The following is a 15046-nucleotide window of genomic DNA, read 5'->3' as shown; positions in this document are numbered from 1 at the left end:
TTTATGCAGTCTTGCATAATCTTTCAACAAGTCTGTGTATTGAAAAGTTTCTACCATGCACTTTCTAAGCAGAAGTATCACAAAGCTTTTGTACCTTATTTATCCATTATAATCCCTTCGTATTCTCCGATTTTAGCTAACTGAAAATGTATAAAACCATCTTTCCATGTATATTTTATGGGTGATTTTGTAGCCAAGTCATATACTTTTGATGGCTTAAAGCTTGTCTTGATTGTAAAGTTATGTCCATAAACAGGCAAGGCATCAAAGTAAGAATTCCCACTAAAGCCTGTTAGATTGATAAGGTGTAATATCAAACCATCGTCTGTATTTCCGATATTTTTATTGGCTACATTTTTTCCGTAAGCCTGCAAAATTACTTCTATCCTTTCTGGTGCATTGGTTTGTACAAGCTCCTTTGCTTTTGGCATTACATAATCTATCGCATCTAAAAGTATATTTTTATGTTCTTCGTAGCCATGTAAATAATACAACTTCCCGATGTTGATAGGTAATATCACATTTTTACTTTGTGGGAATTCCTTTATTCCCATTGCATAATAATTAATTGGGTCGTGACCTCCAATAATTTCTGGTGGACCAGGTCTTCCTTTACTTAGTATTGGAAATAGCTTTTTGTCTGTTCCAGATAAATCATAAAGCCCTAAATTGAATTTCCAGAACAACATTTTTTGTAGCTTAAAACGCTTGAGTATATTTGCATCATTGGGCTGTAAATAAAAGCCTATTCCGTCATGATCTTTGTTAATAATCTTTGCTCCGAATAGCTCTTTCAACGTTTCGGGACTATCAAACAAACTTCTGTTAGTGGCTATAATATTTGTACCTGCTTTACTTATTTCTTTCAGTAGTGCTATGGCTTCTGGTTTTAGGTAAGTAATTTCTGGCAGAATAATTAATTGATATTGTTTTACTTTATCCGCTACATTGACAAGCTGTGCATCTTCAATAATATCAAAAGGCAAATGTGCTTCCTTTAACATTAATTGAATACCTCGATACTCTTGCATGGGGTCGCCATTTGGCCATGAACCTGGAGCTATCAATGCTATTTTGGCAACAGATTTATAATTCCCGAAATAGGCTTCGTGTTTTTTGTGGAAAGCATAAATCTTTTTAAATACTGGGTAATTTCTTTCGTCTTCATAGCCACGCATATCGCCCATCATGCTCATATCTAAACCTGAACCATTAGCAATATTTTCGTACAACCTGATACTAACTTCTTCTGGTTCAGCGGCATTATATCTTGACTGAAATGAAATTTGCTGAATACTTGCATTGCTGATGATATGATTAGGAAACGAATTACGTGCATTACTTACATTATCCGATGCCGAATATGGCCAGTAAGGCAAATTACTGGTTTGGGATTCATGGCGAATAATGTCAACGTGTTTATCTAAATAAGTACAGATAGCAATTTGTTCATTCTTAGATTTTACAAGTTTGTGAAGTCGCTCCGACCAATCTTCAATCGTACTTTTTTTGAATGCTAAGTATTCTTGAAAAATGGGGTCTGCTTTATCTTCTACCGTTGGTAAGGTCTTTCCATTACTATATTCGGCAAAACGTTTTTTATCATATTCATTTTGGTCGATGCCATGATATTTTCCTTCGTAAGGGTTATTCACTTGATAGCCCGGCATATTCAGAAAGATTCCATCAATAGGAAAGAAATTTATTACTTCTTCAATTATCTTAAAAGCCTTGTCTTGCACATAAGGAGCATTGATTGAAACGACGTACATATCGGTATTGATAATACGTTCAGCCTTCGGTGAAATATAACACCAATCTGGATGTGCCTTGAAGATACTTTCGTGAACTCTACTAAAGTCAAAACGAACGATGACCTTAATATTTTTTTGATGGCATTTATCCACTACTTCTTTCAACATATTATTTTTCATCCAAGGGTTCTTGTAATGAAAGTCTAGCTTAGTATCATAAAAAGCCATGATTCCTCCTGCATTGATGATAAGCGTATTGGCAGAAAAAGCCACTAAATCTTTTACTAAGGAGTCTGGATTAAGCGTTGCTGCTTCGTAGTCAGGAAGATTGGTTTGTATTACTCTTAAATTATTCCGTTTCCACCAAAATTCAGGTTCAGCTTTTTGAGCAAAAATGCCGTTTGACAAAAACGTTAATAGGAAAAATAGGAAAAGGATTCTCATAGATTAAACATTAAAGGTTCTTGCTATAAAAATAGAATAAATTACCGAAAAGAGAAGAAGGCTTTGTAGGGAACAAGAATAATCCTTGGTTGAAGAATCATAGACTAAAAACAACATTTAATACTATCCTAAAAACAGGAATATATGTAAAACCAGAATTTGATAGCATCCCGAAAACAGGAATATATCTAAAACCAGAATTTGATAGTATCCCGAAATCAGGAATATATCTAAAACAAAAATTTGATACTATCCCGAAAACAGGAATATATGTTTAAACAGAATTTGATACTATCCAGAAATCAGGAATATATCTAAAACAAAAATTTGATAGTGTCATGAAATCAGGAATATATGTTTAAACAGAATTTGATACTATCCAGAAATCAGGAATATATGTTTAAACAGAATTTGATACTATCCAGAAATCAGGAATATATGTTTAAACAGAATTTGATACTATCTGAAAATCAGGAATATATATTTAAACAGAATTTAGTCTATGTCAGAATTTAGACATAGACCTAAAACTAAAATTTCATATATCCACAAATTGTTGGATATACCTAAAACCAAAATTTCATATATCAGCAAATTGTTGGATATACCTAAAACCAAAATTTCATATATCCACAAATTGTTGGATATACCTAAAACTAAAATTTTATATATCCGCAAATTGTTAGATATAGCTAAAATCAAAATTTTATATATCCGTAAATTGTAGGATGTATCTAAAACCAAAATTTTATATATCCGCAAATTGTTGGATATACCTAAAACCAAAATTTTATATATCCGCAAATTGTTGGATATACCTAAAACTAAAATTTCATATATCCGCAAATTGTAGGATATATGTTATAAAGATTTAGTCCTTATTTAATTTTTCTAAAACAAGTATCAATTTCCATATTCCTTTGCATTTCAGTCATAATAAAGGACTTTCAATTTTCTGATTTTGTATATTTACCAACTCATTATATTATAACCTTATTTACATGAAAAAGCTTTTTATCATCACATTATTATTTTTAGTTCAGTCGGCTTATGCACAACAGCGTTATTATCAAATTGGAGATTTTCCACTAGAAAACGGACAAGTGCTAAAGGATTGTAAAATCGGATACCGTACCTTCGGAAAGTTGAATGCTGGAAAATCAAATGCAGTATTAGTACCTACTTGGTTTACAGGTACTAGCCAACAAAAATCCTTTGTAGCCAATCCTAGTGATATAGCCGATAGCACCAAATATTTTGTGATAGTAGTAGATGCCCTTGGCAACGGAGTTTCCTCCTCTCCTTCTAATAGTGTTAGTCAGAAAGATAAGCTTTTCCCTTTTGTCAGTATTCGTGATATGGTCAATACTCAATACAAATTGGTAAAAGAAGCTTTAAAGATTAACCATTTGTATGCAGTAACGGGCATCTCTATGGGCGGGATGCAGTCTTTTCAATGGATGATGAGCTACCCAGAGTTTATGGATAAAGTAATTCCAATTATTGGTAGTCCTAAACAAAGTACTTATGATAAATTATTCTGGAATCTACAATTGAATATTATTGAGCGTGGGCAATATTCAGCCGAAGCCATGAAGTCTGTAAATGCACTACATCAATTAAATCTCTGGACACCAAGCTATAGAGAAGCTCATACTAATACGGAAGAATATGCTAGTTACATCAAAAAGATTGAAGATGATGCCCTAAAGTTAAATGCTTATGATTGGGCGATACAGCTAAAAGCGATGATTAATCATGACATCTTTCAAGGACAGAAGCCAGAAGAAGCCTTTGCGAAGGTAAAAGCAAAAGTGATGATAGTAGTTGCTACGCAAGACCACATGGTGAATCCGCAAGCGGCAATACGTTTTGGAAAATTATTAAAAGCCCCAATTGTAGAACTAACAGGCGATTGCGGACACATGGCAACCTCTTGTGAAGGAGACAAGATGCGGGCGCATATTAAGGGTTTTCTGGATTAAACATCAATAAAAAACCTTAGCATCTAAGCCAAAAGCTTTAATGCTAAGGTTTTTAACTTGTATTATTCTTATACTCAAGGTTACGTTGCTTATTATTTTTGTAAAACAATCATTAACTGTAATAAACAATCTGTTTTCTTAGCTCCAAGCAGTCTATCTACATAAACAATACTATATGTGAATTAAAATGCTACATACCAAAATTTTAAACTCACAACTCATCACTCACAACTCTTAACTCCTATAAATCTCCTTTTAATTGATAAGTCAACACAGGTAATGGCGAGCTAATGATTACTTGTTTAGATTTACTTGGGTCAATAATCTGACTTAAAAAGTTACGGTGATGAGCAGCCAAGACAATCAAATCTGATTCTTGTGCTTTAGCAGTTTTTAAAATTCCTTCTGTTACATTTCCAGCAGTAACCTTCGTAATCTCAAAGTCCTCCTTCACAAAAGTACCTTTAATCTGGTCGATAAATTGTTTGTCAGCTTGAATATCAGGTTCAAAAGAAGCCTCCACTTTTACTAAATTCACTTTAGCACCAAGCTTCTGTGCCAAAGCAAATACTTCTGCCAAAACATCGCATTCTTCATATTCTAATTGAGTGGCATACAAAATTTGTTTGATACCCACATTTTCCAGTTGTTGCGGAATTGCCAAAACTGGGATAGAAGCCTTAGCGGTAATATGAGCCGCATTACTTCCGATTAGTTTATTAATAAACCCACCAGAGCCAGTTCTACCAATGACTAAGAAATCTATTTCATGTTCTTCTATCGCATCAAAAATTCCCGAAGTAACATCATTGAGTTCAAGCAAGGTTTCGTGTTCAATTCCAGCCTCCTCAAGTTCTTTTACCAAGGGGATAAATTTTGCATTCATACTTTCGTACTGTTCATTCAAAGCCTCTTGCATCATCAATGAGTCAGCATAAATTCCGGGTTCTACAAAATATGGTAAATAAGTATGAAGTAAATAAATTTTAGCCTTGTATGCTTTTGCTAACAATGTTGCGTATTGCAAAGCCTTTTGAGAGTTTTCCGAGAAGTCGGTAGCAACTAAAATGTTTTTCATGGTTTGTAATTGGTTTAATGTGAAAATCTTTTGAAATCTATCTTTATTTCTAATTTTAAATATTAGCTTTTATATGGAAATAGCTATGTCCCGAGTATTATACTTTTATTAAAAAATATGATAGTTCCATATTTTCTTTATGTCTATCCATTATAACAAAAAAGTATGCTAAGCCCATTGAAAGTATTTATATCAGAATAAATGTTCTCAACAAATTTGATAATTTTGCACACTCATTAATTTTATACTACCAACACTGATACTAAATTAGTTAAAGCAACCTTAAAACTACCATTTGATGAACGACAATAAGTACTTAACCTTTATCACAGACGAGCATCTGTTTTTCTGTATTGGCAATCTTCATTCTGCCTATTTGAAAGCAAAAAGTAATGTTACCAAAAAGAATTTCTATTCTAATAAAGTCGATACCTTAAAGCTTACATTTGATGCAAAATTCAACGGTATTGATGAAGAGAACCTTATCCAAGCAGAAATTTTAAGACAAATTGATAAGTCTTTCAATAATTCAATTGGTACTTTTCATGAACAAATTTTAGGTGGAATTAATGGTTTTGAAATAGGTAATTTAAGCGGCTTTGATATTAAAGCAAAAGATGATACGCTATTCGCTGATATAAAAAACAAGCATAATACAATGAATAGTAGTTCTGCTGAGAGTTTATTTCAGAAACTAGCAAGATATGCCGACACTTACAAACAGTCAAAGTGCTATTGGGTACAAATTTTGGCAAAAGGTAGTTTTAATGAACGATGGACTGGTGAAATAAATGGCAAAGAATATAGTCATAGTAGAGTTTTTAAAATTTCTGGTGACCAATTTTATGCTTTACTTACTGGACAAGAAGATGCACTTTATCAATTATACAAAGTACTTCCTCTTGCCATTGAAGACTATCTTAGTTCATTAAATCAACAGGTAGCATCAACAAAGAATTCGGCTTTAGATGAAATCAAGTCAGAAACGATTGTTTCTGAAAGAAGTATTTTAGACCAAATAACTTTTGAAAACTATGGATACTATTTTGGTTTTGATAAACTGTAATATTTATTCAAAAAGTTGATAATAGAATAACCAACCTCACGCCCTAAATTTACAGGTACAGCATTCCCAATTTGTTTGTATTGTTGTGCGATAGAACCTTCAAACTGCCAATCATCTGGGAAAGTCTGAATACGGGCATATTCACGAACAGTAAAAGGACGAGTTTCCTCAGGATGGCAACGCTCAGTTTGTTTTTGAGCTGGACTACAAGTAAGCGTAAGACAAGGTTCATCCCAACCAATTCTACGAGCAATACCTGTTTTTCCTCCTCCTAAAAAGAAACTTCCTCCCATAAATTTCTTTTGAATATCTAAAGGTAAATCACGCCAATAACCTTTCTGAGGAACTAAATCTAGGACTTCAATCTTACTTTTAGGATATTTTGCACCTTCAGACTTTGGCACATCACAATCAAATAATTCTCCTTTTTTTAATGCGGAACTAAGATTATATACCTTTTTATATGGTTTTGGATATTCATAGTTAACGTCAATATCCTTTCTAACTCCTACTAAAATCAAACGTTCTCTTTTCTGAGGAACCTTATAATTAATAGCTTTTAATACTTGTACGGGAACTACATTGTAACCAATTTCATCTAAAATAGAAATCATTCCTTGTAAAGTCTTTCCATTATCATGACTTAACAGCCCCCTTACATTTTCACCAATACAAATGGGAGGATTTACTTCACTCACTACTCTGGCAAATTCATAAAAAAGCGTTCCACGGGCATCAGCCAATCCTAATTTTTTCCCTGCATAACTAAAAGCTTGACATGGGAAACCACCAGTTACAACATTAACTTGATTATGGTACTTCGAAAAGTCAAAGACCTTAACATCCCCTTCTAACACCTCCCAATTTGGACGATTCTTACGTAAAGTTTGGCAAGCCCATTTATCAATTTCATTGAGTGCTACGCATTTAAGTCCAGCTCTCTCCATTCCAACAGCCAAACCACCAGCCCCAGCAAATAATTCTAATACTTTATATTCATTTTCAGGCTCAACAAAATTGGATACTGTTTCTTTCGTATCATTGGCAAAAAAAATAGCAAAAAGAGACTCCACTTCTTGTCTTTTATAAACCCTATAATTACTTATTGGCTCACGAGCTGCTGATAATTTACCTTCTCTATCCCATCTTCTTAGGGTTTCTTTACTCTTACCTATTAACTCAGAAGCTTCTGTTAATGTCAAATATTCATTCATAACCAAATTGTTTAACCTTACACAATGGTTACAAATTTATAGCTAAAAATAATCCCTAACAAATGGATTTTCCAAAAAAAATGTTAATTCTACGCTAATAAATAATCTAGTTGCATAATTTAAGAATGCTAATTTTTCTCTAAACCGTCTGTGAAAACAGTTTCCTTTCAGTATTTTCTTGAAGCATTCGTTTATCAAATGCCATACAGATATTGCGAATAAATGGGCGACCTGCTGGATTTACTTGTAATGAGTTTTCATCATAAGTCAATAATCCATCCTGTTTAAAACTTTCTAGTTTCTCGAAAAGCACTTGTCTTTCTTCAAAACTAAATTCATCATCTTTCCAAGAAGTAGTAAATTGACACATAATATCTAATATCTGCTGACGCACCGTGAGGTCTTCATCTGTTAAGATATGTCCCTTTAAAATGGGTAATTGATTATTGGCTATCATGCTTTGGTACTCATCAATATCTTTGACATTCTGAGAGAAAGCAGTCCATGAATCACTAATTGATGATACTCCTAACCCTAGTAATACTTTGGTTTGGGTAGTGGTATAACCCATAAAGTTGCGATTCAATGTGCCGTTTTGCATGGCTTTATACATAGAATCTTTTGGCAAGGCAAAATGATCCATGCCTATTTCTGCATAGCCGTTTTCCTCAAAAAGAGTTCTTCCTGTTTCGTATAACTGACGCTTGAGCGCTGCTGAAGGCAAATCTTCATCCCTAAAACCACGCTGACCGTTTCCTTTAATCCACGGTACATGTGCATACGAGTAAAAAGCCAATCTGTCTGGCTGTAACTCAATGGTTTTAGAGATGGTATCTTGAATAGATGAAATTTGTTGAAAAGGTAAACCAAAAACTAAGTCGTGACTGATAGACTCATAGCCAATTTCTCTGCTCCATGCTGTTACTTGCTTTACATTTTCAAAAGGTTGAATACGATGAATGGCTTTCTGAACGATGGGGTCATAGTCTTGCACTCCAAAACTTACTCTTTTAAAACCTACATCATACAATGATTTTAGATGTTGGTACGAAGTATTATTCGGATGTCCTTCAAAACTAAATTCATAATCTGTACTAATACTTGTGTGTTTTACAATTCCACTGATTAATAAATCCAGCATTTCAGGAGCAAAGAAACTTGGCGTTCCTCCACCCAAATGAATTTCTGTGATTAGCGGTTTTTCTGAAAAATGCTTTAAATACATTTCCCATTCTTTCAAAACGGCTTCGATATATGGTTTCTCTACTTGATGATTCTTGGTAATTCGTTTATTACATCCACAAAAAGTACAAAGACTCTCGCAATAAGGAAGATGAATATATAAGCTAATACCAGTTGCCTTATTAGTGCTTCTGAAAGTATTAGTTAAAGACGAAAGCCAAGCGTTTTCATCAAAACCATCGTTTTGCCAAAAAGGAACTGTTGGGTAACTCGTGTAACGGGGACCGGGAACGTTGTATTTATCAATCAAAGTATTCATAGTTCAAAATTACCTGTAAGTACTAAGCCCTTCTTATGATTTTTATCAGTTTAGATACTGATAAATCCTTGTCCTTACTCTGACTTATCTCATGGGTGAAGCGAGCCTTTTAGCCGAATTTTGAGGCATCAAACATTTCTAAAATCTTCAAAAAATGCAAGTTATCTTCTTTATGATTGGCGTAAGTTTATTGATGGCACTGGGTTTTCTAGCGGCTTTCTTCTGGTCGATGTCTAAAGGACAAAACGACGATTTGCACACACCCGCTATGCGGATTTTATTTGAAGACAAAGAATAAAACCATCCCACCATGAAAAACAACCCACAAACCACCGCCAGTCAAGAACATAAAAAATGTACCTGTGACAAAGACTGCAAACGTTGCAAAGCACTAAAAGAAATTGACTTTGAGCTAATTAACCAGAAATAAATAATATTATGTCAGCGATCAATACCAATGTAGAACATTTTGAGTACGACAATAAAATAGTCCGAAATTTTGCTCTTGCCTCTATCATTTTTGCGATAGTCGGCTTGCTAGTCGGAGTACTTATTGCTACTCAACTTTTCATGCCTTCTGCCAATTTTACGCAGTACTTTACTTTTGGGCGTATCCGTGCATTACATACTAATGCCGTGATTTTTGCTTTTGTAGGGAATGCTATTTTCGCAGGAATGTATTACTCTTTACAACGACTTTGTAAAGCCCGTTTGTATAGCGACTTATTGTCGAAGATTCACTTTTGGGGTTGGCAATTAATTATCTTGTCAGCAGCCATTACGCTTCCTTTGGGTTTAAGTACTTCAAAAGAATATGCAGAATTAGAATGGCCAATTGATGTTGCCATTGCTTTGATTTGGGTAGTATTCGGTATCAACATGTTCGGTACTATTTTAAAACGTCGTGAACGCCATTTGTATGTAGCCATTTGGTTTTACATTGCTACTTTCGTTACTGTAGCAATGTTACACATCGTGAACTCATTAGCGATTCCAGTATCTTGGACAAAAAGTTATTCTATTTACGCTGGTGTGCAAGATGCTTTGGTGCAATGGTGGTACGGACACAATGCTGTGGCATTCTTCTTAACTACTCCATTCTTAGGTTTGATGTATTATTACTTACCTAAAATGGCTAATCGTCCAGTGTATTCTTATAAATTATCAATTCTTCACTTTTGGTCATTAATTTTCTTGTATATCTGGGCGGGACCTCACCACTTACTTTATACAAGTTTGCCAGACTGGGCACAATCATTAGGTACAGTTTTCTCAATTATGTTGATTGCTCCATCTTGGGGAGGTATGATTAACGGTTTACTTACGCTTCGTGGTGCTTGGGACTCAGTAAGAGAAGACCCTAGATTGAAAATGATGGTAGTTGGTATTACAGCTTATGGTATGGCTACTTTTGAAGGACCAATGCTTTCTTTGAAAAACATCAACGCCATTGCCCACTATACCGACTGGATTCCTGCACACGTACACGTAGGTGCTTTAGGTTGGAATGGTTTCCTTTCTTTTGCCATCATGTATTATATGATTCCAAAGATTTATGGGAATCAGATGTTCTCTAAAAAATTGATGAACGCACACTTCTGGTTAGGTACTTTGGGGATTTTGTTCTGGGCAGTTCCGATGTATATCGCAGGATTTACACAAGGAATGATGTGGAAAGAGTTTACTGCAGAAGGTAATTTAAAGTATGCAAGTTTCTTGGAAACTACATTACAAATTATTCCAATGTACATGATGCGTGCTTTGGGTGGTGTTTTCTACTTGTCTGGTGCATTGATTGGTGCTTATAATATTTTCAAAACAATGTTGGCAGGAAAATTAATTGCCAACGAAGCAGCACAAGCTCCAGCTTTAGAAAAAGTATTCGTAGCACAAGGTTCAGATACTTACTGGCATAGATGGTTGGAACGTAAACCAATGCCATTATTAGTAGGTGCTTTAGTTGTTGTAGCAATTGGCTCAATGATAGAATTAATGCCGACTTTAATGGTAAAATCTAACGTACCAACCATTGCGTCAGTAATGCCTTATACGCCTTTAGAATTAGAAGGTAGAGATTTATACATCCGGGAAGGCTGTGTTTCTTGCCATAGCCAAATGATTCGTCCTTTCCGTTCTGAAACCGAACGTTATGGTGAATATTCTAAAGCAGGTGAATTTGTGTATGACCACCCATTCTTGTGGGGTTCAAAAAGAACTGGTCCAGATTTACACCGTGAAGGAGGCAAGTATCCAGATTCATGGCATTATCACCACATGAGAGAACCAAGTTCAATGTCGCCAGGCTCTATTATGCCAGCTTACGATTGGCTGTTATCTCAAAAATTGAATATCGCTGACACAAAAAATAAGCTAAAAGCGATGAAAACTTTAGGTGTTCCTTACGATGACTATGCCATTGCACATGGTGAAGAAGACTTGAAAATTCAAGCAAAAGGTATTGCAGATAATTTGGCAAAAGAGGGAATCAAAGTTACGCCAGATAAAGAAATTATCGCCTTGATTGCTTATTTACAAAGAATAGGTACTGATATTAAAAAAGGACAACAATAGAAAAAACCTCATCCCCTAGCCCCTTCTCCGTTAGAGAGGGGGAGAAATGAAAATACATCTTTAGAACTCCCCTTCTCTACAGGAGAAGGGGCAGGGGGATGAGGTTTTTCATAAACACATAAAACGATGTTCAGACAATTATTAGATAAAGTTCAAGGAGCGGATGTTCCAATGATTACTTCTCTTCTCATATTCTTTGTGTTTTTCTTAATGGTAGGAGTTTATCTGTTCATCATTGATAAAAAGCACATTCAATACATGAGCCACTTGCCTTTAGAGGAAAACAATTAAGATAATCAGATGAAAAAGATATTTATATTCTCATTTTTATTAGGCTCGCATCAAATATTTGCAGCCGATGCTCCACAAAAAGAGTACTTTTTCGGAGGTATCAAAACGATTGAAGACTTGCTCATGGTTTCGTTATTGGGCATTTTAATCATTACTTGCATCGCTATTTGTTTCTTGGCTTATGGATTACAGCAAAAAGTAAATGCTATTTTGAATCCATTAAAACAAACGGACGATGCCTATGAACAAGCGATGCAAAACCGTACTTTCTGGCAAAAAATCGCAAGTTTAAAACCATTGTCGATGGAGAAAGACTTGGAAATGGAGCATAAGTATGATGACATTGCGGAGCTAGATAATCCTACTCCACCTTGGTTTATGTATCTTTTCTATTCCACTATTGTATTTGCTGTTTTTTATTTAATCGTTTTTCATATTGTTGGTAATGGGAAAATCATGACGAATGAATACTCTGAGGAGGTTTCGATTGCAGAAAAAGCTAGAGAAGAGTACATGAAGAAATTCGCTAATGCTGTAAACGAAGACAATGTAAAAGCCTTGACTGATGCAAAAGCAATAGAAAGTGGAGCAAAAATTTATACACAAAACTGCGTGGCTTGTCACGGTGAAAAAGGGGAAGGAAAAGTTGGACCAAATCTTACTGATGAGTTTTGGTTGCATGGAGGTTCTGATAAAAACATCTTCCATACCATTACCGAAGGAGTACCTGAAAAAGGGATGATTTCATGGAAAAAATCTTTGAATCCAATACAGGTTCAGCAAGTATTAAGTTTTATTGTTTCTCTAAAAGGAACGAACCCTCCGAATCCGAAAGAACCACAAGGAGAAAAGTATGAATCTTCTGGGGCTTCGACTGATTCAACAGCTAACAAAACCACAAGTAGTGTTTCATTGAAGTAAAATTTATTAAAATCCCCAAAGCGTTTGATACTCTTTGGGGATTTGCTTTCTAACATTAAACAAGATAAAATCGTGATGCGATGATTATCTACAACAATTATGAAACAAGCAAAAATAGATACGAGCAATTACCGAGATCATCTTTCGAATGTGACCGAAACTGGAAAAAGAATCTGGATTTATCCTCGTATCGTCATCGGAAATTTTTATAAGCTTCGTACTTATTTCTCTTGGTTATTGTTGGGTTTACTCTTTGGACTTCCATTGATTGAAGTAGATGGGCATCCAGTGTTTCTTTTTAATGTCATTGAAAGAAAATTTATCTTTTGGGGAGTAACTTTTTTCCCGCAAGATTTCCATTTAGTCGCCATTGGTTTACTTACTTTTATCGTATTTGTTATTCTATTTACAGTTATTTTTGGCAGAATTTGGTGTGGCTGGGCTTGTCCGCAAACTATTTTTATGGAAATGCTTTTTAGAAAAGTAGAAGTATTAATCGAAGGCGACCACAATGCACAAAGAAGATTAGATAATGAGCCTTGGACTACCGAGAAAATCTGGAAGAAGACCCTCAAACACAGTATTTTTGTATTACTCTCATTTCTGATTGCGAATACTTTTTTGGCTTATATTATTGGTAAAAGAGAATTGTTTGCCATCGTTTTAGATAATCCACTCGACCATCTTGCTGGGCTTTTTGCTATCATCATTTTCACTGCTGTTTTTTATTTTGTCTTCGCTCGTTTTCGTGAATTAGTTTGTATTGTCGTTTGTCCTTATGGGCGTTTGCAAGGTGTAATGTTAGATAAAAAATCTATCGTCGTCGCTTACGATTTCTTACGTGGCGAACCTCGTGGCAAAAAACAAACTCTTGAAGAAAAAGCAAAAGCACCTGTAGCACACGGTTCTTGTATCGACTGTAAAATTTGTGTACAAGTTTGTCCGACGGGTATCGACATCCGAAACGGTACACAATTAGAATGTATTGGCTGTACTGCTTGTATTGATGCTTGCGACGAAGTAATGGATAAAATCAGTGAACCACGTGGACTGATTCGCTACGCTTCGCAAGAAGGTATCGAACAAAAAACAAAGCTTAAATTTAATGCTAGAATTGCTTCTTACTCTTTTGTGCTTTTGGCTTTGCTAAGTATTTTGGCTTATATGTTAATGACTAGAAATATCGTTGAAACAACTATTTTGCGTGCGCCTGGTTTGACTTATCAGGAAAATAAAAATGGTACTGTTTCAAATCTTTATAATGTTCAAGTACTGAACAAAAGCTATCAAACAATGCCGATTCAATTAAAAATTAATCAGCAGAATGCACAGATTAAAATGATTGGGAAAGCGATTGTTGTTCAGCCAGGCGAAGTAGCTGAATCATCGTTCTTTATTGAAATCCCTAATAAGTCTTTAACCGAGGGAAGTGTAAAAATTGAGATTGAAGTAATTTCTAATGGAAAAGTAATTGATCATGTGAAAACAAAGTTCTTAGGGCCGATTTTGTAGAGAGAAACAAGATTTTAGACATGAGAAGCAAGATAAAAGATGTTATAGGCTAGATGTAAGATAACTAATCTTAAGCTCCAAATTTTAATTCTTGTTTCTTGCTTCTTCAGTCTTATATCTCTCAAGCAACTTTTTTCATCAAAAAGACTAACAAAGCTCATATTTTTTTCAGGAATTGTACAGTAGCTTTGAATCATAAAAATAACATTATGAACTGGGGGAAATCAATCGTTTTATGTTTTATCATCTTTGCGGGTTTTATTGGCACGATGGTTTACAAAATGGCTACTACTAATGTAGATTTAGTGAATAAGGATTATTACAAAAACGAAATAAATTATCAATCTCAAATTAATAAAAGCAAGAATTCGTCAAATCTCAATATAAAAAATGCTATGACTTATTCCTCTGAAAACCAAACATTAAGAATCGGTTTTCCAACCAATGTAAATAATGGAAGTGTAACATTCTTTCGTCCGTCAGATAAACGTTTAGACTTTACCGTACCTGTTCAAAAGCAACCTATTTTCAATTATTCTACCGAAAAACTAGAAAAAGGAAAGTGGAAAGTACAAGCTACTTGGACAGACGGAATTAGAGAGTACTATTTAGAAGATGAGTTTGTCGTTCGTTAATCGTTTTAGACCCAACCATTAACCATTTTTAATATTTCAGTGACACGGAATTCAATTCCGTGAAACACCATTTT

General features: G+C 34.6%; 12 protein-coding genes. 8 read left to right on the top strand and 4 right to left on the bottom strand.

From position 1 onward, the window contains the following. Positions 1 to 95: 95 nt before the first annotated feature. Positions 96 to 2198, bottom strand: coding sequence for an alpha-amylase family protein (locus VB776_RS09220; protein WP_323328275.1), 2103 nt, complete (start codon positions 2196 to 2198; stop codon positions 96 to 98). Positions 2199 to 3199: 1001 nt separating this feature from the next. Between VB776_RS09220 and VB776_RS09215 the strand changes: the two genes are divergently transcribed. After that, a complete protein-coding gene (locus VB776_RS09215; RefSeq protein ID WP_323328273.1) occupies positions 3200 to 4183 on the top strand; it encodes an alpha/beta hydrolase in 984 nt (327 codons plus the stop codon). A 241-nt stretch (positions 4184 to 4424) separates the two neighbouring features. Here VB776_RS09215 and VB776_RS09210 read toward each other — a convergent pair whose 3' ends face one another. Next, the gene (locus VB776_RS09210) at positions 4425 to 5261 is read right to left on the bottom strand and encodes a universal stress protein (protein ID WP_323328271.1); all 837 of its coding nucleotides are present in this window, start codon (positions 5259 to 5261) and stop codon (positions 4425 to 4427) included. Between the two features lie 298 nt (positions 5262 to 5559). Between VB776_RS09210 and VB776_RS09205 the strand changes: the two genes are divergently transcribed. Beyond that, positions 5560 to 6327 carry an Eco47II family restriction endonuclease gene (locus VB776_RS09205; protein WP_323328269.1) on the top strand — a complete coding sequence of 256 codons (768 nt, stop codon included), beginning with the start codon at positions 5560 to 5562 and terminating at the stop codon, positions 6325 to 6327. Here the strand turns inward: VB776_RS09205 and dcm are convergent. Both dcm and hemN read right to left on the bottom strand, forming a co-directional pair. Next, positions 6303 to 7541: a DNA (cytosine-5-)-methyltransferase gene (gene dcm / locus VB776_RS09200; RefSeq protein WP_323328267.1), complete on the bottom strand. Its 1239-nt coding sequence runs from the start codon at positions 7539 to 7541 to the stop codon at positions 6303 to 6305. The two genes, VB776_RS09205 and dcm, sit on opposite strands and share 25 nt — an antisense overlap. Before the next feature lie 139 nt (positions 7542 to 7680). Beyond that, positions 7681 to 9042: an oxygen-independent coproporphyrinogen III oxidase gene (gene hemN / locus VB776_RS09195; protein ID WP_323328265.1), complete on the bottom strand. Its 1362-nt coding sequence runs from the start codon at positions 9040 to 9042 to the stop codon at positions 7681 to 7683. A 154-nt stretch (positions 9043 to 9196) separates the two neighbouring features. Here hemN and ccoS point away from each other — a divergent pair, with 154 nt between their 5' ends. From ccoS to VB776_RS09165, 6 genes are all read left to right on the top strand, one after another. After that, positions 9197 to 9340 (top strand): cbb3-type cytochrome oxidase assembly protein CcoS, encoded by a 144-nt coding sequence (ccoS, locus tag VB776_RS09190; RefSeq protein ID WP_323328263.1) that lies wholly within the window; start codon positions 9197 to 9199, stop codon positions 9338 to 9340. Positions 9341 to 9480: 140 nt separating this feature from the next. Further along, positions 9481 to 11613 (top strand): cytochrome-c oxidase, cbb3-type subunit I, encoded by a 2133-nt coding sequence (gene ccoN / locus VB776_RS09185; protein WP_323328261.1) that lies wholly within the window; start codon positions 9481 to 9483, stop codon positions 11611 to 11613. Between the two features lie 126 nt (positions 11614 to 11739). Next, positions 11740 to 11904: a hypothetical protein gene (locus VB776_RS09180; RefSeq protein ID WP_323328259.1), complete on the top strand. Its 165-nt coding sequence runs from the start codon at positions 11740 to 11742 to the stop codon at positions 11902 to 11904. Between the two features lie 9 nt (positions 11905 to 11913). Further along, a complete protein-coding gene (locus tag VB776_RS09175) occupies positions 11914 to 12825 on the top strand; it encodes a cbb3-type cytochrome c oxidase N-terminal domain-containing protein (protein ID WP_323328257.1) in 912 nt (303 codons plus the stop codon). Positions 12826 to 12924: 99 nt separating this feature from the next. Further along, positions 12925 to 14337: a cytochrome c oxidase accessory protein CcoG gene (gene ccoG, locus VB776_RS09170; protein WP_323328256.1), complete on the top strand. Its 1413-nt coding sequence runs from the start codon at positions 12925 to 12927 to the stop codon at positions 14335 to 14337. Between the two features lie 209 nt (positions 14338 to 14546). After that, positions 14547 to 14972: a FixH family protein gene (locus tag VB776_RS09165; RefSeq protein WP_323328253.1), complete on the top strand. Its 426-nt coding sequence runs from the start codon at positions 14547 to 14549 to the stop codon at positions 14970 to 14972. The last annotated feature ends 74 nt before the right edge of the window (positions 14973 to 15046 follow it).

The sequence above is a fragment of the Arcicella gelida genome (genome assembly GCF_034931025.1).
Classification (GTDB): Bacteria; Bacteroidota; Bacteroidia; order Cytophagales; family Spirosomataceae; genus Arcicella; species Arcicella gelida.
This window is presented reverse-complemented; position numbering and strand designations above follow the sequence as displayed.